The following is a 22,753-nucleotide window of genomic DNA, read 5'->3' as shown; positions in this document are numbered from 1 at the left end:
GCAATATAGCGATACAAAGAATGGACGAAGAAAAAATAGTAGTAGTTGGTGGTTATGTCGGTTGTGGTAAAACTACTTGGATACATCAACAAATAGCTTTAAAGGAAAAAGGTTTTCCAAAATATTATAAAAAAATACTATATTTCAAGCCTGGTACGGGGAAATTCCAGATAGACCAAAAGAGAATTAGTATAGATTTTCCTAAAGTAAAAGTATTTGGAGATGGTCAAGAAGAAAAATTCCTGGATGAGCTAGAATCGGCAGATATGGCTTATATAGAACTGGAAAGTAATTTAGGACTTGGCTATATTGAAGAGCTTTTAAAGGATTTACCTTATTATCCAGTTGCTATATTACCTCCTCTATGCAAAAAATGCAGATGGCATTCTTGGGGAAAAGAGATACTAACTGGTGCTGCAATTAGAGAAAATTTTCATCAATTAGAAACCCTTCGCTTAGTAAATACTGGAAAAGTAATTTATACTAATAGTTTTAATAAGCTGTGGAATCAAATAACCGAACATATTTATGGAAAAGTTATTCGTGCTAAAGGAATCTTTAATTTAGATGATGGTCGCATCATTTATACAGAATTCATTTCTGATATTCCACCAATCGATTTTTTAGAACTGAATCTACCACGGTATTTACAAGGAGCCCCAAAACGTTTTAGTGGTTTAGAATTGGTAGGTTTTTCTTTAAATGAAGTTTCCTTACTAAGAGTTTTGGAAGATAGTTATTTACCAAGCTTTGGCATTTCACAATATCAGCAAGAATTAAAATCGAGTTAATAATATATCTGTAATAACGTAAGCATATATGTCCTTATTATGTATATATCTATGTAAAAATATTATCTCAAGATAGATAAAAAATATAATCAATTGTAGCCCTTGCTTCGCAGCTGTGCTTTAGCCTCTACCGCATGTGCACAGCTTGTGCTTATTGCTATCAACGAAGAAAAAATTGATAATAAAAACTCTTATACCAATTTGATAAATCATTGCAACGTCTCTACAGAAATCTATCTGTCTCATTATTTTTCCAAATTGGTATTATTAGAGATCTACTCTTTACTTTTCTGCAAAGAGCCATCTGGTAATAACCAGAAAGAAACACGACCAATACAAACCAGTTGAGCTTGTTGTTTATCTGCTTGAATAATATCTCGTATCTTTACCGGAATCGCCCCTTTAGGAGGAAAAGCCCAGTACTCCCCATTGCGACAAAACGGTTCTGTATAACCATTTTGCTGACACCATTTTTTACAAACACCCTCAATAGCCGCCAAAAAGTTTGGATATTCTTGCATCTGATTGAATGGTTAATGGAGAGCGGGCAATTACCCTATGATTTATCTAGAATTATTATCAATAAGATAACATGTTATGTTCCACAGTGGGTGTTATATATTTTTCATTGTTCGTAAAAAACTAAGTGCAGAAAATGAATTGTAGAACAATTACAATGTTTAGGGTCCATTGCTTTGATATTTTCTTTTGAGCATTCAGGTTAAAGCTCTTATTCCTTGTCGCTTACCTTTAGAGATTTTTCCTGTTGTTTGCGCTGAACAATTCCGGTGACGATCGCTAAAACAAATGCTCCAATCATCGCAAGAATCAAGAGCCATGTACTTCCCCCAGAAACACCAGCACCGACAGCTACAATAGTGGCGTTGGAAATGGAAACACCTATTACAAGAGCTGGTATGAACAACTTAGGAGAAGCTTTGGTCAGTCCAACAGCGTAACAGACAAAATCGAATAAACCCGTCATCAAAAAAGCAGTCATGAGGAAAAAGTTACGCTCCAAGTGACGTTGACTGAGTTCATCAACGCGAGTCATGAAGCGATCGCCAACTAATTTTGCGACCACATCCCGACCGTAACGTCTGGACAAATAGAAGCTTATAGAACAAGAGATTATATCTGCGAAAGAAACTACCGCAACCCCTGTAGTGAAGCCAAATAAACTTCCCGCAAGTAGAGAATAAGCCGAACTTGGAAGCGCCGGAATTACTACACTAACGAAGCGCAGTGCAAAAATTCCCAGAGGAGCCCAAACTCCCAGTAGCTTAACTTTAGCTTGTACTTGTTCCATTCCATAGGTATTTAAGAGCCATATACCTAAAACTACTAGCAGGACAATTAAGATAAATTTGAGTATTTTAAAAACGGTACGCTTGTTCACTTTTAATGTAGTTAGTAACTGAGTTGGCAAAATTTTTGGAACAACAAATTTAGCATATCTAATAAGCTTTATCATTTAATTAGATTTTTAAGTCTAACAGATGCTTATGATTACGTAATAAATATGGTAATTAAACATTTATTTAAACATTTAGTTTTAATTATTTTGGTAATCATTAACTTATCAAACAACTATGCAACCGCACAACCTACACCGAAGTCATCTTTAACACCTGAATCAAGCCCGAAGTCGTTAACTACACCTGAAGAACAGCAAATTCAAGAATTAGAAAGGCTTCAGCGTTCGCAGGAGATAGAAGAACAGGTAGAAGAAGAAGTTGACCGTACGGTAAACACAGTATTTGAAACTACCATAAACTTAATCAATTGGAACATAGGAATTATCAATCTTTTATTCATAATAATTCCTATAGGAGGTGCACTTGCTTTTTGGTTCTTTCGAATAATTATAATCAGGAAATTAGAATCGGATATAAAAAACAAATTAGAAAAACAAATAGAAGCTACTCAGGAAAAAGTCATTAAATCCTTACAAGAAAGAATAGATACTAATCAGGTAGAAATAGATAAATTAATTAGAGAAAATACTAGTAAAATATCAGAGGCAGAAGAAATGATGTCAGATATTCAAAATAAAATTAATCAGCTTAAATATGACTTAACAGAAAGTTTGGAAAGACAAAAAGAATTTGTCAATACTTTTATGAACGAACTGAATATTTTATTTACAGATGCTCAACGGGAAAAAGATATAATTGTCCAGAAATTATCCAAATTAGCACCTCCCCTTTCATCTCTTCCAGATACCCATCAACCAGATATTCAAAAGCAAATACAGGAACTAACAGCAGAACTTGAAGAATTGAAATTGGGGAACCCTCAAATATTTTTTACTACAGACGATTATTTAAAACACGGTGATGCTTTATTTTTTGAGGGTAGCTACAAAGATGCAATTAAGTCCTACGATGAAGTGATTCAAAGACAGCCCGATTCATATCCTGCTTGGGTGAGTCGCGGTTGGGCTTTGAGAAGAATAAATAAATTTAAAGAAGCTTTGAAAGCTTATGATAAAGCGATCGAAATTAATCCTACTCATCATATTGGGTGGTATGGTCGCGGAAATGCTCTGAGAGAATTAAAGCAGTATGATGATGCGATCGCAGCTTATAGTAAATCCATTGAAATGAAACCCGATTTTTTCTGGGCTTGGTTTCGTCTGGGTAGGTGTCATTTCTTTAAACAAGATAATGATAAGGCTTTAGAATTTTTAAATAAAGCAAAAGAATTAGATCCTGATAAATTTCCCAAGCTTCTTCGTAGTGATGAGGAGTTTGATTCAATTACCGATTTAGAAGATTTGAAGCAGTTATTTGAAGGTTAATTTGTATTTATATAGGAATCCAGTTTGAATATTGAAAAAATAGGTATAGCACTACTTAGCGCCATAATATAAATATTTTTGTCCACCTACCTCAATCGCAACAATTGCACGTAAGTATCCATAACGGTATGGTCCTTGGTGTCAACGGCGTATTGAATTAAGTTTTCGCGTAATTCCTGGGCTTGCTCTAAAGGAAGTAATTTAGCTAGTAGGAAGTAAACACCGCGAAATCTTGGGTCATCCATGTGTTTGCTTTGACGTTCTTTGGCTTCGGTTGAATCACCTAAGAAGTTCTGCACGATAAAGAATTCCATGATTTTATCATGACGGAAATACCACTCTTTTTTGGTTTCGCCATCTTTGTTTTTCCACTGACGACTGACGACCATTTTATATTTTTGGTCTTCCATACTTAAAACTTCTTGGTCAAATTCATCAGCTAGAATTGCACTTTCGTCATTGATTCGCTGTTGGTATACTCTTTGGGAAAATTTCTTCAGGGGAAAATTATGTTTCCATTCCCGTTTGTATTCCCACGCCATTAAGTTATATTGTTGTTCTTGCAAACGAAACAAATCCGGATGTTCGCCTTGGGATAACATTTGAGATATCAAGGTTAGATCCATTGGGTTAGAAAGTACCCGATAGTTTGCTTCTAATTCTGTTGCTGGTTGTTGTGGGTCAAGAATTTTTCCCAGATAATTTTTACAAGCTTGTTTGTACGAATCGTCTGTAATTTTTGCATCTGCAGGAAGACGCAAAGAACGAGAAATCAAAAACTGACTAATTTGTTGTTTTGTTAAAGGTTTTAAGATAAATATCTTGGCGGTGGAAGGTGGTTCCCACTGCAGTGGTTGGGTGGTCATAATGACATTACAGTGAAAATAGCTTTCCACAAATTGTTTAATTTGCGATCGCGTATCGGCGGTGACTTCATTCAGTCCATCAATATAAATATCAATTGCACCGCTATAAATAAGGCTTTTTAAGAAGTTGATATCCTGTGCTTGTCCGCGAAGTTTTTCTTGAATGGCTTCAATTACACCTTTTTCGCACTTGTATGCAGGTAAATAAACGGCAATATTGGATGTATTTTTGAGTAAATGACACAAAAACATCGACTTACCTAAACCAGAATCACCTTCTAAAACAATTTGTCCTTTGACGGTGGGTAAGGCTTTGGTAATAGGAACGATTTTGTCAGAAGCAGGAGGTTTGACGCAAGATTCAGGAAAGTAAGTTGCTTCAGTAAAATTATCTAACCGTGCATCTGCTAATAATGAACGTTGAAAAGGTTCTAATAATTTGCGACGCAGAAAAGGAACCCAGGTAAGGAGAAAACCAACGTAACCCATACCAGCAATCCTTCTGACCCAAGGATTCCAGAAGAAGATGGCTTGAATTTGGGGAGATTTGGGATAAGCAAAGATTAGAGCAAGCCAAAAAGCTGCGTGAGTTAAGATGATGTTTCTAAAGTTGAAAAACCATCGCCAACCTTCCAGGTTAATTATTACTGACTGTATTGTTTCAGCGTTCGTAGAGTTGATTTGTTTGAGGTTCTTGTAGTGCTGTCCAAGTAAGGTAATATCTTGAGTTTCCCAAACAACGTTTTTGTTAGCTGCAACTACTGCTATTTTTTCTGCTAAATCATTTCGTAATTCTGTTAAGTCTTCACTGGTAATTACTTCCCAGACTTTGAGAAATAATTTCAGTGTTTTCACAGCTTCTGAATGGGTGAGTTTTTCTGGAGTTGTTTGAGGATAAGCAAGCCATTTGATTAAGGTTTTTGCTTCATCACTACCACCACTCACAAAATAACCTAAAAAACGCCATTGTGGGATAGTTGATAGACTGTCGTAATAAGCATTATTAAGTACAATTAGAAATTCTTTTAGCTCCAGCGGCTTTTGTTTTATGTTCCTTAAAGCTTCTGCTGCAATTTTACGATCCGAATAATTGATGGTTTTATCTTTGAGAATGTAAAGGATATCTTTGACATAGAGTTTAGCAGCCTCCCCTAAATTTCCCAAAGCTTCTAATGCAGTACCACGGAGGTTTGATTCATTAAGAGTTTTGGCTTTATATTTAAGGATATTGCCGATGTCTTCGATGTAGTCTTTAGCGACCTCCCCTAAATTACCTAAAGCTCTTGCTGCACTACCACGAAGGTATAATTCAAGACTTTTATCTTTAAGGATATCAACAATGTTTTTGATGTAGGGTTTAGTTGCATCCCCCAAATTTCCTAATGCTTGTATTGCAATGTCACGGATTTGAAAGTCAACGGTTTTATCTTGGAGAATATCAACGATGTCTTGGACATAGGGTTTAGCAAGATCCCCTAAATTCGTCAATGCTGAACCCATAATAAAACGAGTAATTTGATCAACAGTTTTATCTTTAAGGAGTTCAAGAATTTCTTGGACGTAGGGTATAGTAGCATCCCCCATTTTCCCAAAAGCAGATGCTGCAGCGCCACGAACTATGAAATCGATTTTTTGATCTTTGAGTAACTCAAAAATATCTCCGATATAGGGTTTAGCAATATCCCCTAAATTTACCAAGGCTTCTGTCGCATTACCACGGACTTGAGAGCCAACGGTTTCATCTTTGAGGAACTTCAGGATATCTTTGACGTAGGGTTTAGCAGCATCCCCCAAATTCCCCAAAGCTCTTACTGCACCAGCACGAACCAAGTCATCAGCAGTTTTATCTTTAAGGATGTCGGCGATATCCTCAACATAAGGTTGGGTAAGCTCTCCCAAATTCCCCAAAGCTCTTACTGCACCAGCACGAACTCCAAAGTCAAGGTTTTTATTTGTGAGGATATCAGCAATTTCTTCAACATAAGGTTTAGCTGCACTTCCCAAACTACCGAACACTTCAACTGTACTGTAACGAAGTCCAGGATCAAGACTTGTATCTTTGACTAATTCAAGCATGTCTTTGAGGTAGGGTTTAGCAGCATCCCCCAAATTTTTCAAAGCTCCTACTGCATCGCGACGAACCTCTAATTCAACATTTTTATCTGTGAGAAGTTTGATAGCTATTTGAGCAATATCCTTGGGTTGCTTAAGTATTGCTTTTAAGTCCTTCGTATCATATTCACCTAATTTCCTCAAAGCAAATCCCTGAACTTTAGGATCGCTATCGTCAAGAGCAGCCATAATGCCGTTAATATGCCAGTCTTGTGGCTTAGGCTGAGATACTTTTTGAGCATTTACCCGGGTTAGGTTGGGTAGAAGAATAAGGCAAATAGTAAAAGTGAAAACTAGAAAAAGGGAAATTTTTCGTTTAATGCGGGTGAAGACAGACATGATTAGGGAATAAGGGGAAATTGATAGAATTAGGAAATTACAAATCTCACCTCAATCCTTATCCTTACCAAAAAAATATAGAGTAATAAGACAGGTAAAATCAGGGTGAGAAGTAAAGGCATTTCATCAAGCTGATAACTGCTACAAATAATTAATCAACTCGATCGCTATCAATTCCAGAAGTATTTTTATTAGCAGAAAAAGCTTTTTTGGGCATCCAACTTTATCGGTTTATATCACAGGCTTATTATTAATACCGATCGTGGGTTTTAAAATAGACATCTCCGGAAAAGAATGTAGAGACGTACTATGGTACGTCTCCTAAGAAACTTGTGCTCGAAAGCTTATAAAATTGTACTTTTTGATTTTGTCAGCGTAAGTTTCTTTTATGTTTTGTGGAGGGGAAAACCTAACCCCTCCTCAATCGCTCTACAAAGATTTTGGGTTATGCATATTCAATTTCCGGAGAGCTCTAATATAGCTTCTGTCAACTTCTTGTAAAAAAATATCATCGTTTCGTTTTATTGAGTTTAAAATAAACTAAAATAAAAGTATGTAGTATTAGTAGTATTTAATACTTTAAGGTTAGATTAATTACTAGTCAACCGAACTGAGTATCACAATATCAAAATACTTACAGAGTTAAGTGGTGGTGAGATCCTCTGTAAGTCTAGCGAAGCTTTATATATATTTATCGACATCTCACCGATGAAAAGAGATGAATGAAATATCTAAAGACCCAAATCTGAGTTCTGTAATTCAATCCTTGGGAACTTTGACAAATTTATACTTAAAAGCATCTTTAGCTGGAGCCAATACCCTCACAGGATGGTCATTGGATGATCGAGACCCCCAGATAATTGAAAAGCTAATGCCTTTTTTTAGCTGGCTATACAAATATTATTTCCGGGTGCAAACCGATGGGTGGGAACATATCCCAAAAACAGGAAAAGTACTATTGATTGGTTCTCATAATGGTGGATTAGCAATTCCTGACACCATGATGATGACCTATGATTGGTTTAGAAAATTTGGCACAGACCGCATAGCCTATGCCTTAATGGAACCAAAAATATGGCAATTCCTACCGTGTTTCGGTCGTTTAGCAACTCAAATAGGCACCATTCAAGCACATCCTAAAATGGCTAAAGCGGCACTGCGTCGGGGTGCTACTGTTTTAATCTATCCAGGAGGGGCTCAAGATGTATTTCGCCCCTACTCTATGCGAAACAAGATATATTTCTGTGGCAATAAAGGATTTATCAAACTAGCCTTAATGGAAGAAGTTCCAATTATCCCACTTATTTCTCATGGGGCTCATTCCACCTTATTTGTGATTGCAAATCTGTACCCTCAATTGAAGCAACTACATCAGTTGGGTATGCCATGGTTATGGGGAATAGATCCTGGTGTATTTCCAATTTACCTGGGTTTACCTTGGGGGATTGCTGTTGGTCCGTTGCCTAATATTCCTTTACCAATTAAATTGCACACTCGGGTATGTCCGGCTATTGTATTCGATAGATATGGTAAGAAAGCAGCTCGCGATCGAGAATATGTCTACCAGTGTTATAGGAAGGTTTATAATCTAATGCAACAGCAACTAGATCGATTAGTTCAAGAAGAAGAAGGTCTGGCTTGAACGCACCCCAACTAAACTAACGTTATAGTTGAGGATTCATCCGCTATGCAGCTTTTAGACTACGCAACGTTTCCAGAGTTACTGGCGTTCTCAGTGTGTCGTTGGAACTTTTGCCTACGAACACTCTAGAAAAGTTTTTATCACCCAAAATATAGCTGTACCAATACCTAGCACCTATGTTGTAACTGGCATTTAGATCTGCATTGTAATTCTTCCCATTACTGAAGCGACAAAGGGAATAATTAATCTTGCTCCTCTTAACTTTACCACTACCATCAAAGGCATAGGCGCTGGTATATTTCGGGTTAACAAAAACAACTTTACCACCCAATTCCATCCATCTATCTTGTGTCAACTCCACAATTTTTCTATGACACCAAAGATGGAATTTTTGTTTTTGTAAAGACTTTTTCCTTCCAGCTTTAGCTTTCCAGCCTGCTAAATTCTCAAATACAATTAATTTGATATTATGAGACTTGGCAAAACTAACAATACCTCGCACCACTTTGCGAGAAATCTCCAGGTTGATGTTAGCTGATTTACGATAAAGTCCTCTACAAAAACCTTTGATGAAGTCTGACTTTGTAATATCTCTAGTCTGCTTAGATTTTTTTGCAATCATCATCCGTCGTTGATTTCGTCGGTCTATGTCTCTAGCAGGATTAACAAAATTCCTAGCTTTTACAGTACCGTCTCTACCCACTATAGATGCTGTTGCAGCATTGTTTATACCCATATCAACACTGCAAACAAAGTCGGATTCTTCGAAAACAACTTTCTTTATCTGAACAGGCATAGAAAGTTGGCATTTATTTTTATTTACCACCAATGCAGGTGATTGTATCTTGTTCCCCTCAACTAAATGGCGATTTAAACCATGTTTTATGATCGGAATTTTAGTCAACCATATCCAATCAAATCCATTCCAAACTTTAATATCAACAGTTTTATAATTTAATCCATACCTTACCTGCTGACCTTTATACAATGCTGGGTAAGAATTACACATTGCTGTCAATTTTGGTGGTGAGGATTGGCGTTTTTTTCTAATGCCTGATTGCCATTCTTTGTACCTAGTATGAAAGCTAGATACTATACCGATAGCATCAGAAATAGCAGCACGTCTTAGGTAACTTGGAAACTTCCTAAAAGACGGGTATTTATCAATGATTTTTTGGAAATATAAATGCTTAGGATGAGGATTTTTAACAGTCCTGTGAATCATCCTCTCCACTGCATTAATCCGTTCTTTGGAAGTCAAACTATCAAGACTAATCCATTGAGCATTAACAATTAGAACTAAAGGTTTTAAAAACCTGCGATATTCCTCTATAGTTGCAATCATTTGCTGTTTTTGAATTGATGTCGCCACTAAATTCCAGACATCAGTCCTTACTACAGATTGCGTATTAGTTATTTTTTTACTCATCATGAATTAGTCCCGACCTTGACTAAATACATTTTAACTAATTAATATATAGATGGGGACTGCGCGGGCAATACTGTTCAAAGAATTTTCCTCCTAGAATCAAGCAATCTTATTGACTTTAATAATGTGCAGATAAAATGCGTCCCACTGTCTTTTGGACCACAGAATTATTCATCATAAAGGTATGCATGACAGGTAACTGAACTATTTGGTCTTGGTCGGATAGTCGAGTTTCACTGAGAGCAACAATACCGTCATTGAGTTCATTTCCAAACGGGCTCCAGGATCCTCTTGGTCCTGCCGTACCAGCTAAAATTGTGTAAGGAGATTCAATTCCTGGAAGTGATGTAAAGAAAGCCTGGTTAGTTAAGTTTAATCCGCACTGACCTGTCCACCATCTAAAAGGTGGTAGTCGCCAAGCATGGGGCGCGAGGCGTGGTAGTTGGTTTGGCGTACCTAACATGACAATATGTTTAGGTAATTCAATGGAACCTATACCCAGAGCCGCTCTTATTAATAATCCCCCGAGGGAATGGGCAACAATCCCATAAGACTCTTTACTAGCTATTTTTTGAATACGGATTCGAAGACGCTCAACGATAGACTCAAATGTTTCTGCAAAGGCGATGTAAGCAAACTGTTCGGTCGTACATCCAGTTTGTTGTAAGTACCATTCAAGACCAAGCAGTGATAAGGGTGTTCGACTAAGACCGTGAATTAGCAATACCTTCATTCTTCCAGCAGAAAATTCTTTCTTGTTTAAATACCCGGACAAAATTAATTTAACATTTTGTAAAATTAATTGAACATGATGCTAAATGTTAGACACTAACTCTAATCCCTAGTCGAACTGCTTCCCCAAAGGGAAAATCTTCTGTTTCAGCCCCTCCTGGAGTTACCACCCACAACACAGGTAATTCTGGTTTCCACTCTGGAAAAGTTCCATAACCATCAGTTAAGTAAACACAAACCGCTTGATTCTGACCATCCCAACTAACTGCTACTTTTTCAAAAAATGGGATAAACGACGTTCCACCACCCCCTTCAGGTTTGGGTATAGCTGCATGTGCTTGCAATTGATAGGGTCCATAAACATCAACATCAGCGTAGTAAAGCTCGCACTTGAGATGGGGATATGAATTAAGAATTCCTTTTAATTCAGCTAAAAATACCTGTAATATATCGCTATCAACGGAACCACTAGTATCTATGCATACATAAACATTAACTGATTCACCTTGCAAACTTTCTAAATATAAACCCCGTCCAATAAAGCGACGGTCGAACCCAGAAAAATCAGTAGGTGTTTGTACCATATAGCGCCAAAGATAAGTACGCCAATCAATTTGGGCGGTGCTCAAACTACCTAATTCTCGCTTGACTCCTGCGGGAACATCTCCTTTTTCTGTGGCTCGAATAACCGTTGCTGCTTGTTGTAAAGCATTTTGCCAGTTAGCCTCGATCGCAGCTTTTCTGGCTTGAGACATACTATCATTGTTGCTTTGTTCGCCTTCGTTGTCTCTTTTACCCGAACTATCCTGTGGCGGTCTGTCTAATAAATCAGGTTTACTTAAATCTGGAGAACTTCCCCGGTCTTTCGCCAAAATTTCGTAAATTTCTTCAACACTGAGATTTTCTAGATCGGGGTCGCGTAAAGTTTCAGCAGGTAATTCAAATATTCCCTGTTGGGCAATTATGCCATTGATGACAATATCAGCAGCAACATTCCATAGCTCGCGATCGCGCACCCCCCGGCGAGTTACATGGAGTAATGCTGCATGCAAAACCTCATGTAATAAAATTGCATCCTGCTGATTTGGGCTCAGGGACAGCAAGAAATCAGGATTAAAGTATATATCTTTACCATCAGTTGCTGCAGAATCAATCTCTTGAGAAGGAACAAACTGAGCAAACATCGCCAAAGTGGCAAAGAAAGGAGACTTCATCCGCAAACGTAGTAAAGAAGCGCTGATTGCTTTTTGGATTTCCATGGGGTGGGGATTGGGGGTTGGCGACTGGGGGAAAATGTGGGAAGTGTGGGAGGATGGGGAAGAGCAAATTATTCATTCTTACTCATTACTCACGCCTTATGTGAATTAGAAGCTGAAATAACCTAAATTCCTAGGAATAATCACAAACGTGATTTAAGCCGGTCCTTAAAACCCTTGATATTACAAGGCTGAATTTAATTCACATTAGCCGTTACTCATTACTGTGCGCTTACGCGCCCCGCTGCGCTAACATTACTCATTACTTTTAACTTCCGCTTCCCTGTTTCCTTAAAATCAAATTAATTCTTGAAAATCTTGAATAAATTGCTGAAGCTTGGGGTCTTTCTGGACTAGTTGTGCGAGGTGTCCCATTTGTCCTTTATTTCGCATCATGCGGCACAAGTCTGCAACAAATAATTGTACCCACTCTGCTGTTGCAACTTGACTTAACCAAGTAAAGGCATTGTAAGCCTCATCTGCATTTTTGGCTCGCATAGTTAAACCAATTGCTGTTGCATATCTGGCGCTTGGTTCTTCAGGAAAGAGAATATTTTCAGCTTCACCTTCTAGGATTGGAGCAAGACTAGGTAGGGTTTGATAAAGACTGATAAATGCTACAAATTCTCCTGCAGTAGCTTCACCTACAGCCGGGGCAATACTTAGTCCGAATTCATGTAACTTAGATGCCATTGCCCAAGACCGTGGAGATGGCCAAGCCGCCTGTTGAGAGTCAAGTTTGTGTAACAATGTGGAGCGAAAAGAGAGAAAAGCAATAATTTGTTCGTGGACTCCATTTGTTAAAGCGTAGGTTTTAAAACTTTGAAAATCTGGCTCCACTTCCAAATGTAAAAATCTATTGGCGAGGGGAGATGGCATATCAAAGACAGCAGCGCGGTCTTCTTTACGGTTTCCAGCAGCCCACACATACCAACCTTCGGGTACGGAATAGGAACCAACTTTTCGATCTAAAATCAATTGCTGTGCGACTCCTTGCATAGCCGGTGGAGCCATATTTAATTCATCTAAAAAGAAAATCCCAGCACCATTACGGGGTAAAAACTCCGGTGGATACCACTTGGAAGTATTATCTACTGCTACAGGTAAACCACGTAAATCGGTTGGTGCTAGTTGAGACAATCTAACATCGACAAATTCTAAATTATTTTCCTTTGCAAGCTGCCCAACAATACTAGATTTACCAATCCCGGGAGCGCCCCAAATCATTGTGCTGATTTTAAGGTTTTTACGAATAAGGTGTTCTAAATAAATTTTTAGTTCGCTGGGAGTCATAGAATTTTAGATTATGTCCTGCGGATAGGTCAGACAAATAGATTGATTAATTAGGGCTTGCTGAATTAATCAGGTTTTAAATCTAAATCAATTAGATTTTGAAACTACATTTTGCGTAACTTCATGTAGATTTGAGATTACACACCCTATTTTTTTTACTTGCTAATTGTTCCAAAAATTTTTGAAGAGTGCTAGAGTGATTCGCTACAGCTGCAAGAAGTTTTATCAGTTAATGCGCTACCGCGCACGCTACGCTAACAGTTAACAGTTTATGGCTAACGCCACGCCCTTACGGGCTACAGTTATCAGTTACCACTTTCTGTTCCCCATACCCTGTTCCCTCCTGTAACAGTTAAAATTTCCTGTTCTCTGTTCCCCATTCCCTTTCAACTAGATAGTTTAATTTACAGGGGGAGTTAAGAGCGATCGGGATGGTTTTTCTTTGATGAATACAATACTTTTAGCGATCGCTGAGCAAATTTACGAACTTCTATCTCTTCATCTGCAACTAATTTTTCTAAACTATCAATCGGTGTTTCTGGATGTTGAGCAGCTCTTAATCTTTCTTTTCTGATAAAACTTTCAGCCAAAATTTTCAAGATTTTTAAACGGATATTTTTTGTTGTATTCGGATGTTCTAACACCAAAGTGCAATATCTATGAAATTCTGATAATTTTTCCAATACTAACGGGGGTGTGTTGGGATTTTTGACAATGCATAATCTTAAATCCGAATATCGAACTAGTTCTGTAAGCACATGTTCTGGCGTATTAGGATTTCTTGCAACAGCTTGACGTACTTCTAAATGGCGATCGCTAGCAAGTTTTTCCAGGACAAATGGTGGTGTGTTGGGATTTTGGGCGACATTACGACGTATTTTTTTCCACGAACTCAGCGCAAGTTTTTCCAAAATGTGTTGCGGTGTACTGACATTTTTTGCGATTTCACGACGAACTTCTGGTGATGTTTTGACCCATTGGATTAATATTCTCAGAGGAGTCTGGGGATGTTGAGCAACATACTTACGAACTGATAAACGTTCATTCATTGCTAAACGCCATAAAACTTTCTCCATCACTTCAGGGGAAGTACTGGGATGTTGGACTAGCAACAAATCATATAAAGGATTTTTTGATAGTTTTTCAAGTACAAATGCTGGACTATTGGGATTTTCCGCTACAGCTTTGAGTACGTCACCCCGACTCTCTTTAGTAAGTTGAAAAAGAATTTCGGCGGGAGTATGGGGGTTTTCCGCTACAAATAAACGTAGTTGATGTACTTCCACAGCTTGTACTAAGACATTTTTAGGTACGTTGGGATGTCTAACGACCATTTGACGTACCCTTAGCTCGGGATGTTGGATTAATTCTGTAAGTAGGTCGCCAGATAGATAACGGTTGTAAGCCAGAAATCTCATTTCATGGACTCGATAATCCATTGCTAATCGAACTATCAATTTCTTTGATAAATTGGAGCGTAAAGCTATGGCTTTTTTTGCTTTGCTATGTCCTTTCCCAATCAGTTTTTCTAAAACATGTGTGGGTGTATGGGGATGTTTAGCTATTCTTGTCTGAATTTCAATATCATCATTCCAATTCAATTCTGAATGTTCTGCAATTTTTCCCAAAATGTTGGGGGGAGTTTTGATTTGACTAGCCAAATACCGACGTACAGAAGTGGTACCGTATTTCACTAATTTTTCTAATACCCTTTCACTTAGATCTTTGCGTTTAACAATACATAAACCCAAAGCATTATCATGTTTACTTTTAATTGCTAATTGCTCAAGAACATTTTGTGAAGTTTGGGGATGTTTTGCTACAGCAATTAAAACTGCTGAATTATCAAGGTTTGCAGCACCAAGCAATAGCCATTGTGGAAGATTATCTTGTTTTAGCAAATTTATTAATGTCCAAAAAGGTATTTCGATATAAAAATTGGGTTTTTCGATTAACAGTAAATTAATGACTGGATTTGCTAAAAATTCTTGAGGAAACTTAGATGCTAATTTCAGTAAAATATCTTTTGGTGTATTAGGGTTGTTGGTAACTCCTGCAAGAATTAAGTCATCTTCCCTAGCTGCTAAGTCTTTTAATAATTCGGGGTCAGCATTAGAATTCCCTGCAACTAATCGTGCTAATTCAATATTTTGTTTGGCAAGAATCCTTAGCGTTTCAGGTTTAGTATTTTCATCAGCCGCTTGTTGTTCCGGAGTTAAGTGCATTGTGGTAGCCCTTATAATGCCGATTTAATTACTGTTGAGATAAATCCCTGACAACAAAAATTGACAAACTGGGCAAGCAATAAGAGTATTTGGTAATCTATTTTTAGATATGTCTTAATATATGATTTTATTTATTTTTTAATATCTATTCAATTGTTTGTATTTATTTTCATTGGCTAGTATCAGAATCAAGTTTGATTGTTAAAATTATTGTTATAAAGAGAGGGAACAGGCAACAAAAAGTGTGTTGTTAGCAAAGCATGCTGTAATCGTTATTTTTTAATCTAAGGGCAGGTTATACTAACAAAAATATGCGGAGGGTTTTTATATTTTGTAGTATCGGTCATTATTAATACTTAAGCCGCTCATCAATCATTAAAATCACTAATTAAGTTTTGTTTAACAATATATTATTGTACTTAGGTAGCTATGTAGTTTTCTAGTAAAAACGTTACACATTACTTTGATTAATAGACTAGTTAATATTTATATTGAATTAAAATATTGTTTTCTCATTTACTTTCGTATAATATACAATTCCCCGGACATCTTTACTGCTATAGACTTTTTATCTATTTCCTAGTTTCAAAAAAATTATTCTTCGTAACAACTAGCTCTCACTATAAGACTTGGATCTCGAGCTAATTTTGCCAGTATATTAAAGGGTGTATTATGATTAGCTGCAACTTCTCGACGAACCTCCGCTGTTTCATCACTTGCTAAATATTCCAAAATATCTATTGGAACATTAGGATTACGAGCAACGGATTTTCTCACGGAATTATCCCGGTCTGAAGCAAGTTTTTTTAAAACACAAGTAGAAGAATTATAATTAGCCGCTACTTGGAGACGAACAAATGAATTTTTATCTTCAGATAGTTGCTCCAAATAAAATTCAGGTGTTTTCGGACTAGATGCAACTGCACTACGAATGGTTTCATTTACATGAAATATTGCCCATTTATAAAAGAAATCAGGTAATTTATGTTTATGAAAAACCAACTTATTAGACTCATAAATTTCTGTAAAGAAATCAGGTCTTTCCAGTAAAATTAAACTTAATCCAGGATTATGTAAAACTTGAAGTGGAAATTTATCAAATAGTCTCACTAATATATCTGGTGGTGTATTCGGGTTTTTGGCGATCACTTGGCGAACTTCTCGATCTAAACTTTTGGATAACTCTTTAAGACGAATGGCTGAAGTATTAGTATTTAATACCTCCCTCTCTAGAATTGGCTCCATAGTTTTATATTCAAATATTTACCTGCTATTATTTATATTAAAACAACTAAGATTTATAAGTATTGATATTTTGTATGAAAGAAAACACTTCTTAAAAAAAATAATATAAATGAGTAAAAATGCTTTATTTTATCTTGAAAATAAATGATTAATTATTAAAAAGGTGAAGATTATTATTTCTCATCTTATTATTGGTTTTATGTATTGATATATACTATAAGTATAAGATTCCGGTTTGATTATTGGAATTATTCTTAAAGGTAGGGAACAGGGAACAGGGAATAGGGAACAGGTAACAGAAAGTGCATAAATAAATAAGATAGATCGAAAATTTATGAATAAAAAGCTTAGAATTATTGAGTAATTATTTCCGGAAATTCTAGCGCATTAAGTAATGGTAACTTTTGTTGTCATCATCAATACAATTATTTCACTGATATTATTTAGCGCAGCGAATAAAATCTGGCTAATGAAAAAAAAACTGACAATAGTTGCTGATTGTTTTGTTGCAATTGAGATTAGTACAGGTAAATTATTAAGTAAAACACCACGTACTATTTATTTGGGTAAAGATCGTGTTAGTAATCTGCGTTACGAGCACCAATTATTACAACTACGGATCCAACAATTCCAGCAGATTATTAGTTTAATATTTTTGGGAAGACAAATGTGGCGTCGCTATCTGCAATTTTCACCGCTAACCAAAAGCATAGATCGTAGGGAAAGATAATGTAATTAGGGTTTGCTGTAAAAAAATTTTTTAGTTAAAAGCAGATAGAGACGTAGTAGTACTACGTCTCAAAATCTTTTGGGAGACAGGGAATTAGATAATCCCAAAAAATCCCAAAAGTTAAATTAGCTCCGTGCAAATAAATCCTAATAACCAACGACAACTAAATTACTTGTCATAACTACTTTTGATTTCTCTCCCCTGGGACGCTCATAATTTGACAGTGACAGTTTTTACTTCTGTGTAATGCTCTAAACAATATTCGCCTAGTTCACGTCCCATACCTGATTGTTTGAATCCACCGAAAGGTGCAGCAGCATCAAAAATATGATAGCAATTGACCCAGACCGTACCAGCACGAACGTTATTGGCGATCGCATGGGCTTTGGTAATATCTTGGGTCCAGACACCAGCAGCAAGACCGTACATGGTGGTATTTGCTAGCTCAATGACCTCATCGATGTCTTTGAATTTGATAATGCTCATTACCGGACCAAAAATTTCCTCTTGAGCAATTTTCATCTCATTTTTGACATCTGAGAATACTGTAGGTTGAATAAAGAAACCACGATCGCCAACTTGATGACCGCCACATAACATTTTTGCACCTTCGCGCATACCAGATTCAATGTAGCTCATCACTTTATCGAATTGGTCTTTGTCCACTTGCGGACCTTGCTGGGTATTAGAGTCAAATGGATCGCCGACAACACGCTTTTTAGCTTTCTCTACACTAAGTGCAACAAACTCGTCATAACATTTTTCTTCTACGAACAGACGCGAACCTGCATTACAGCACTGTCCTTGGTTGAAGAATAAGCTGTGATGAGCGCCTTCAATTGCTGCATTCATATCTGCATCTGCAAAGACGATATTTGGGCTTTTACCACCAAGTTCTAAAGTTACTCGCTTCAGATTACTTTTAGCTGCAGCTTCCATCACTAAGTGTCCGACCTCAGTAGAACCGGTGAAAGCCAATTTATCCACATCCATGTGGCGAGCGATCGCAGCTCCAGCGGTGGGTCCATATCCCGATAAAATATTAACTACTCCTGGGGGAAAACCAGCTTCAATTATTAATTCCCCGACCCGCAATGCTGAAAGAGGGGTCTGTTCCGCAGTTTTCATCACCACTGTGTTACCAGTACATAAAGCAGGTCCCAATTTCCATGCTTGCATTAGTAATGGAAAATTCCAAGGGATGATTTGACCCACCACACCCACTGGTTCGTGACGAGTGTAGCAGAAATATGGCCCATTAATAGGAATGGTCTTACCTTGTACCTTGTCTGCCCAGCCGGCATAATAACGATAACAACGGATAACTAAGCCCAAGTCGCCGTAGGAAAGTTGTAGGGGCTTACCATTATCTAAAGTTTCCAGTTGCGCTAACTCATCGATATTTTGCTCAATTAAGTCTGCCAACTTGTAAAGTAATTCGCCGCGACGGGTTGCGGACATCTGACGCCATTCTTTACCGTGAAAAGCATTTTTAGCGGCTTCTACAGCCTTATCCACATCTGCTGCATCTGCTTCAGCTACATTGCAGATTACTTCACCTGTCGCAGGGTTAATCGTTTCAAATCTTTTACCACTAACACTTTCTACCCATTCGTTATTTATTAGTAGTTTGGTTGGACCGATTTTCACCCGTTTTTCTGGCCTGGTTGTTGTAACCATATAGTCCTCCAATACTTATTTTTTAAAAGTGTTTTGAACGTATTTATATGCTGGTTCGGTTACATAATACTTCTTGATTTTTTTATCTATATTTAACTTTTTCTTTACATAAGATTTACATTAACCCTATGATGCTAGAAAACCCTTAGTTCCCAGTTGCTAGTTTCTAATTAGATGACGAAATTATTCAAATAAAACTTAACGAAACACTACGGTAATTTGTAGCTTGCAACCCGAATCATTAACTCTCCTTCTTGAGGATTTTTAGTAAAAATGAATGCACCTTCCTTTTTCTCTTTTCTCGATAAAAAATCAATTTCTTGCTGTCCAGTTTGTTCGACTTCACCGTTGAAGCTTAATTCAGCAATTATTTGAACTGAAGCGGCAGTTTTTCCACCTTTATTCAGTATCTTAAAGGGTACATAAAAATGTCCGTTTTCTTTCCGCATAGCTTTTTCCCGAGTAACAATCAGGATTGGGGGTTCTTGTTGTGAGTCTTGAAACCAAGTGAAACCAACCAGGGAAATAACTACTATCAGGAGTGAGGAAGCAACGCTAAAAGTAAGCCACTCAGCAAAAGAACGTTTCTGGAGTTCCCTTGTATCTCGCCCTTTCTCCGTATCAATCATATTGCTAACCTCCCTGCAGCACCACCAATAGTTGTAGGCAATCCCAGCAATAAGGTATATTCTAACCAAACAGTCCAAGGGTCATTCCAAGTTAGTTTTTGAAAGAACCACAACATTGCTGCAGCTGCAATTAAAGATACCAGATAACAAATAATGGTTTCGCTAAATGGTGTTTGGAAAATCCCACGATGCTGTTTGCGCTGTTCTTCAGCAGTAAAACCAGCTTGAAACACTATTCCGTAAGAGATTAATAAGGAAGTGGCAACAATAGATAATAGCCATGGTTCTGAGGTCGCAGCAGCAAGAAAGAGAATTTCATCAGTGGGAGCAATATTAAAACCGATAACTGTAGCGCCAATCAAAGTTCCACTTAAATCTGATAATGTTGCATTCACTTTAATTTTTTTTTGTTTAATTCTGCTCCCTGGGGAATTTTTCCCCTCAGAACTCAAAAGTTGATTTGCTAATGCAACTCCCAAACTAAACGGTACGCTCTCAAAAATAATTTTACCTAAAGCTTCTTTAAGAGCAATTACGGAAGATAATTCTTGGAGTATCAACAATATGAAAGCAGAACAAAATAAACCTATAGCCATCGCTTCTATGGTTTCTGTTATTGCTTCGTAGTGTCGAAAAGCGTTTGTGCGGTGGCGAAAACCTTCAGAACGATTAAGTAAGAACACTACAATAAAAGTTAATGTCAGTGCCAATAACATCATTGCTGGTGTTGCAGACGAGCCGATCCACCATACTTCCATTGTGTAAAGCAAGGGAATTCCAAATAAAAAACCTCCACATATTCCTCGAACTATATCGTTTAGTTCCCGTCTCCAAGGATTTATGGTTCTATTTCGTAGTTGATGCTTCTTCTTACCTGAGGCGTTAGATTTTCCTTGTCGAGAGGTTTTCATCTGCAGTACCGTGCTTTTAGAATAAGCGATCGCCCAATCGACTTCACATCTTTAGATTTTTATAGATTAAATTCTTACGCTACAAAACCAGTATACAAGAAATATGGCTTGGGTTAAGAAAAGGTTATTAAGGAATAACTTTAATTTGAACTCCAGCTTCTAGGTTATAACTCTCTCCAACCGTAAGTATGGCGAAGCAAAAGCACGAAATATATAAAATATTAACCCCCCTGCATATTGCAGAGGGGAACGGAATACGGGGGAGCCAGATCAAGTTTAATCTGTTAGTGGGAAATTGTCGCGGATAAAAAGTGAAATATTCATCCAATAGTAATACCAATTATTTATTCGGATGACAGTTTTCTCAGCCCACCCAAAGTTGTTGAGTAAATCTTACAGATAGACTAGCTAGGATAATTGCAAAAAAACTTAAGCTTAAATACCCCCAACGGGAATAACGAGATAAAAGTATCCCCAATACAAGACTAGTAGAGACAATACCGTAACTCAAGCGACTTAGTGACATAGTGCTTCCAGAAGCAAAAAGTAATCCCAAGCCACACCACCCATATATAACCGTGATCGTACTAAGCTCCTGGCGCAGGTGCCACAATAAATAACTACTACCAATGGTCGCCATAGTATTTACTAAGGGATCTCCAGCTAATAACCAAAGTAAGAAAGTTAAAACAATAATTCCACTACCAACTTTTTCTGTACCCACTTTGGATCGGGAACGCCATAATAAATAACCCAGAGTAATAATCAGTGTAAATAAAATTGGATGCCAAGGATCTTGAATTGACCCATGTTTCCAATTGCTCGTACCTGCAACTATTTGCACTAACATTTTCAACCAACTTTGCCATTCAAATCCTAAAGAATCGCGCCATCCTTTCTGAGCAATGATAAAAGCAAGGGGTTCGCCAAATTGAATGGCACAATAAAGACTATATAGAAGCAAACCAATCGCAGTAGCGAATCCAGCAAAATATGCACCTATTGGTTTACGCTGCTTCCAAGCAGTAATTATAAAAGTTGGAACAAGAGCGATTCCCGTGGGACGAGTTGCTGTAGCCATTGCACCCCACAAAGCAGTCCAGATATATTGCTTGCGATCAAAAGCTTGTAATGCTGCAATGCTAAGAAATAAATAGAGCCCTTCAGTATAAATGACACCTGCAAACATGGAAGCTGGAACCCAAGCTAGAACTGCAATAGTCCAGATTGCTGCTTTAGTGCCATTATGGTGTTTAATCCAGAAGTACAAACAATAACATGCCAAACAAAATGACAAGTTATTCACTAACATTCCAGCAATTTCAAACCGCAAACCCAAAATCATCAATCCCCTTAGCACCAAGGGAAATAGGGGAAAGAAAGCGACATTATGTTCTCCACCGTCGTTAGCAAATTCGTAGCCATTTGTAGCGATATTGTAATAATGTCCGCTGTCCCAAAAATTAAAGACTTCCCAACCAAATTGAGGAGATACACCTCCGGGAGGTGCGGGTAAGTTGGGAGCCACGTACAGCATTATTATCCAAACTAGTAATCGACTACTCAGCCATATTGCACCCGGAAATAAGATGTCATTTGTCCATAGAAATTTTCTGCCAAATAACTGAATTTGCACCATAAACCAATTGCATTATTGGGACATATTTGTAACAATTATTTGTCACAAAGGTAGAAAACATTGGTATCGTATAAAACATTTAATTGTCAAATAAAAAACTAATTGGGGCTTGCTGAATAGTTTAAAAATTGGCGTTGCTGAAACAATATTTATTTTCACGAAATTTATTTTCACGAATGATTTAGAAATGAGAATTTAATAACTTGTAATATCATGTCCGGTAAAACACTTGCGATAAGGTTCGTAGTAGCGCTTGAGCGCTAATACGCCAATATCTTTACTATGGGGCTAAAGCGCTACTACAAGCATATTTTTTCATAAGTAATTAAGCGGACATGATATGATTCTGAAATTTGGAATGGTGCGTTACGCAATGCTAACAGCACCCTACTTTTGTACTTTATTTAATCCATATTCCTTAAATCTACATT

At 37.3% G+C, this 22,753-nt stretch carries 18 protein-coding genes; 5 read left to right on the top strand and 13 right to left on the bottom strand.

From position 1 onward, the window contains the following. The first annotated feature begins 20 nt into the window (after positions 1-20). Positions 21-791: a hypothetical protein gene (locus BC008_RS18990; RefSeq protein WP_027844811.1), complete on the top strand. Its 771-nt coding sequence runs from the start codon at positions 21-23 to the stop codon at positions 789-791. Positions 792-1,066: 275 nt separating this feature from the next. Here BC008_RS18990 and BC008_RS18985 read toward each other — a convergent pair whose 3' ends face one another. Next, on the bottom strand, positions 1,067-1,312 hold the full coding sequence (locus BC008_RS18985) for a hypothetical protein (protein WP_058182981.1): 246 nt from the start codon (positions 1,310-1,312) through the stop codon (positions 1,067-1,069). Positions 1,313-1,521: 209 nt separating this feature from the next. Beyond that, positions 1,522-2,190 carry a TVP38/TMEM64 family protein gene (locus tag BC008_RS18980; protein ID WP_027844810.1) on the bottom strand — a complete coding sequence of 223 codons (669 nt, stop codon included), beginning with the start codon at positions 2,188-2,190 and terminating at the stop codon, positions 1,522-1,524. A gap of 123 nt (positions 2,191-2,313) precedes the next feature. Between BC008_RS18980 and BC008_RS18975 the strand changes: the two genes are divergently transcribed. Further along, complete coding sequence (locus BC008_RS18975) at positions 2,314-3,594, top strand: tetratricopeptide repeat protein (protein ID WP_027844809.1); 1,281 nt, start codon at positions 2,314-2,316, stop codon at positions 3,592-3,594. An 86-nt stretch (positions 3,595-3,680) separates the two neighbouring features. On the opposite strand, the gene BC008_RS18970 is transcribed toward BC008_RS18975, so the two are convergent. Continuing rightward, the gene (locus tag BC008_RS18970) at positions 3,681-6,911 is read right to left on the bottom strand and encodes a HEAT repeat domain-containing protein (RefSeq protein ID WP_027844808.1); all 3,231 of its coding nucleotides are present in this window, start codon (positions 6,909-6,911) and stop codon (positions 3,681-3,683) included. A gap of 718 nt (positions 6,912-7,629) precedes the next feature. On the opposite strand from BC008_RS18970, the gene BC008_RS18965 reads away from it, so the two are divergent. Then, entirely contained in the window at positions 7,630-8,553 is a 924-nt protein-coding gene (locus BC008_RS18965; RefSeq protein ID WP_036266631.1) for a lysophospholipid acyltransferase family protein, read from the top strand. 43 nt (positions 8,554-8,596) lie between these two features. Here the strand turns inward: BC008_RS18965 and BC008_RS18960 are convergent, their stop codons facing one another. From BC008_RS18960 to BC008_RS18950, 3 genes are all read right to left on the bottom strand, one after another. Continuing rightward, a complete protein-coding gene (locus BC008_RS18960) occupies positions 8,597-9,985 on the bottom strand; it encodes an IS200/IS605 family accessory protein TnpB-related protein (protein WP_058182980.1) in 1,389 nt (462 codons plus the stop codon). A 115-nt stretch (positions 9,986-10,100) separates the two neighbouring features. After that, positions 10,101-10,715, bottom strand: a complete 615-nt coding sequence (locus tag BC008_RS18955) for an esterase/lipase family protein (RefSeq protein WP_027844805.1) — start codon at positions 10,713-10,715, stop codon at positions 10,101-10,103. A gap of 88 nt (positions 10,716-10,803) precedes the next feature. Then, positions 10,804-11,973, bottom strand: a complete 1,170-nt coding sequence (locus tag BC008_RS18950; RefSeq protein ID WP_027844804.1) for a vWA domain-containing protein — start codon at positions 11,971-11,973, stop codon at positions 10,804-10,806. On the opposite strand from BC008_RS18950, the gene BC008_RS51400 reads away from it, so the two are divergent. Further along, positions 11,962-12,099: a hypothetical protein gene (locus tag BC008_RS51400; protein WP_235595769.1), complete on the top strand. Its 138-nt coding sequence runs from the start codon at positions 11,962-11,964 to the stop codon at positions 12,097-12,099. The two genes, BC008_RS18950 and BC008_RS51400, sit on opposite strands and share 12 nt — an antisense overlap. 168 nt (positions 12,100-12,267) lie before the next feature. Here the strand turns inward: BC008_RS51400 and BC008_RS18945 are convergent, their stop codons facing one another. From BC008_RS18945 to BC008_RS18935, 3 genes are all read right to left on the bottom strand, one after another. Further along, complete coding sequence (locus BC008_RS18945; protein WP_027845420.1) at positions 12,268-13,263, bottom strand: AAA family ATPase; 996 nt, start codon at positions 13,261-13,263, stop codon at positions 12,268-12,270. A 416-nt stretch (positions 13,264-13,679) separates the two neighbouring features. Continuing rightward, complete coding sequence (locus BC008_RS18940; protein ID WP_027845419.1) at positions 13,680-15,488, bottom strand: variant leucine-rich repeat-containing protein; 1,809 nt, start codon at positions 15,486-15,488, stop codon at positions 13,680-13,682. A 594-nt stretch (positions 15,489-16,082) separates the two neighbouring features. After that, positions 16,083-16,733 (bottom strand): HEAT repeat domain-containing protein, encoded by a 651-nt coding sequence (locus BC008_RS18935; RefSeq protein ID WP_027845418.1) that lies wholly within the window; start codon positions 16,731-16,733, stop codon positions 16,083-16,085. A 469-nt stretch (positions 16,734-17,202) separates the two neighbouring features. Between BC008_RS18935 and BC008_RS18930 the strand changes: the two genes are divergently transcribed. Further along, positions 17,203-17,463 (top strand): hypothetical protein, encoded by a 261-nt coding sequence (locus BC008_RS18930; protein WP_153009504.1) that lies wholly within the window; start codon positions 17,203-17,205, stop codon positions 17,461-17,463. A 210-nt stretch (positions 17,464-17,673) separates the two neighbouring features. On the opposite strand, the gene BC008_RS18925 is transcribed toward BC008_RS18930, so the two are convergent. From BC008_RS18925 to BC008_RS18910, 4 genes are all read right to left on the bottom strand, one after another. Continuing rightward, positions 17,674-19,143: an aldehyde dehydrogenase family protein gene (locus tag BC008_RS18925; protein WP_027845417.1), complete on the bottom strand. Its 1,470-nt coding sequence runs from the start codon at positions 19,141-19,143 to the stop codon at positions 17,674-17,676. Between the two features lie 209 nt (positions 19,144-19,352). Next, positions 19,353-19,772, bottom strand: coding sequence for a TIGR02588 family protein (locus tag BC008_RS18920; RefSeq protein WP_027845416.1), 420 nt, complete (start codon positions 19,770-19,772; stop codon positions 19,353-19,355). After that, positions 19,769-20,683, bottom strand: a complete 915-nt coding sequence (locus tag BC008_RS18915) for a TIGR02587 family membrane protein (RefSeq protein ID WP_036267311.1) — start codon at positions 20,681-20,683, stop codon at positions 19,769-19,771. Before BC008_RS18915 ends, BC008_RS18920 begins: the two co-directional genes overlap by 4 nt. Before the next feature lie 364 nt (positions 20,684-21,047). Then, positions 21,048-22,322 (bottom strand): mannosyltransferase family protein, encoded by a 1,275-nt coding sequence (locus BC008_RS18910; RefSeq protein WP_027845414.1) that lies wholly within the window; start codon positions 22,320-22,322, stop codon positions 21,048-21,050. Positions 22,323-22,753 lie beyond the last annotated feature (431 nt).

The sequence above is a fragment of the Mastigocoleus testarum BC008 genome (assembly GCF_001456025.1).
Taxonomy (GTDB): domain Bacteria; phylum Cyanobacteriota; class Cyanobacteriia; order Cyanobacteriales; family Nostocaceae; genus Mastigocoleus; species Mastigocoleus testarum.
Note: the sequence above shows the minus strand (reverse complement) of the source record. Positions and strands in the feature narration are given on the sequence as shown.

What these genes read in the sequence shown, in the direction of transcription:
- BC008_RS18920 (WP_027845416.1), bottom strand. Translation starts at nt 19,772, where the DNA reads ATGATTGATACGGAGAAAGGGCGAGATACAAGGGAACTCCAGAAACGT.
- BC008_RS18910 (WP_027845414.1), bottom strand. Translation starts at nt 22,322, where the DNA reads ATGGTGCAAATTCAGTTATTTGGCAGAAAATTTCTATGGACAAATGAC.
- BC008_RS18960 (WP_058182980.1), bottom strand. Translation starts at nt 9,985, where the DNA reads ATGATGAGTAAAAAAATAACTAATACGCAATCTGTAGTAAGGACTGAT.
- BC008_RS18990 (WP_027844811.1), top strand. Translation starts at nt 21, where the DNA reads ATGGACGAAGAAAAAATAGTAGTAGTTGGTGGTTATGTCGGTTGTGGT.
- BC008_RS18925 (WP_027845417.1), bottom strand. Translation starts at nt 19,143, where the DNA reads ATGGTTACAACAACCAGGCCAGAAAAACGGGTGAAAATCGGTCCAACC.
- BC008_RS18950 (WP_027844804.1), bottom strand. Translation starts at nt 11,973, where the DNA reads ATGGAAATCCAAAAAGCAATCAGCGCTTCTTTACTACGTTTGCGGATG.
- BC008_RS18975 (WP_027844809.1), top strand. Translation starts at nt 2,314, where the DNA reads ATGGTAATTAAACATTTATTTAAACATTTAGTTTTAATTATTTTGGTA.
- BC008_RS18940 (WP_027845419.1), bottom strand. Translation starts at nt 15,488, where the DNA reads ATGCACTTAACTCCGGAACAACAAGCGGCTGATGAAAATACTAAACCT.
- BC008_RS18965 (WP_036266631.1), top strand. Translation starts at nt 7,630, where the DNA reads ATGAATGAAATATCTAAAGACCCAAATCTGAGTTCTGTAATTCAATCC.
- BC008_RS18930 (WP_153009504.1), top strand. Translation starts at nt 17,203, where the DNA reads ATGAAAAAAAAACTGACAATAGTTGCTGATTGTTTTGTTGCAATTGAG.
- BC008_RS18970 (WP_027844808.1), bottom strand. Translation starts at nt 6,911, where the DNA reads ATGTCTGTCTTCACCCGCATTAAACGAAAAATTTCCCTTTTTCTAGTT.
- BC008_RS18945 (WP_027845420.1), bottom strand. Translation starts at nt 13,263, where the DNA reads ATGACTCCCAGCGAACTAAAAATTTATTTAGAACACCTTATTCGTAAA.
- BC008_RS18935 (WP_027845418.1), bottom strand. Translation starts at nt 16,733, where the DNA reads ATGGAGCCAATTCTAGAGAGGGAGGTATTAAATACTAATACTTCAGCC.
- BC008_RS18955 (WP_027844805.1), bottom strand. Translation starts at nt 10,715, where the DNA reads ATGAAGGTATTGCTAATTCACGGTCTTAGTCGAACACCCTTATCACTG.
- BC008_RS18985 (WP_058182981.1), bottom strand. Translation starts at nt 1,312, where the DNA reads ATGCAAGAATATCCAAACTTTTTGGCGGCTATTGAGGGTGTTTGTAAA.
- BC008_RS18915 (WP_036267311.1), bottom strand. Translation starts at nt 20,683, where the DNA reads ATGAAAACCTCTCGACAAGGAAAATCTAACGCCTCAGGTAAGAAGAAG.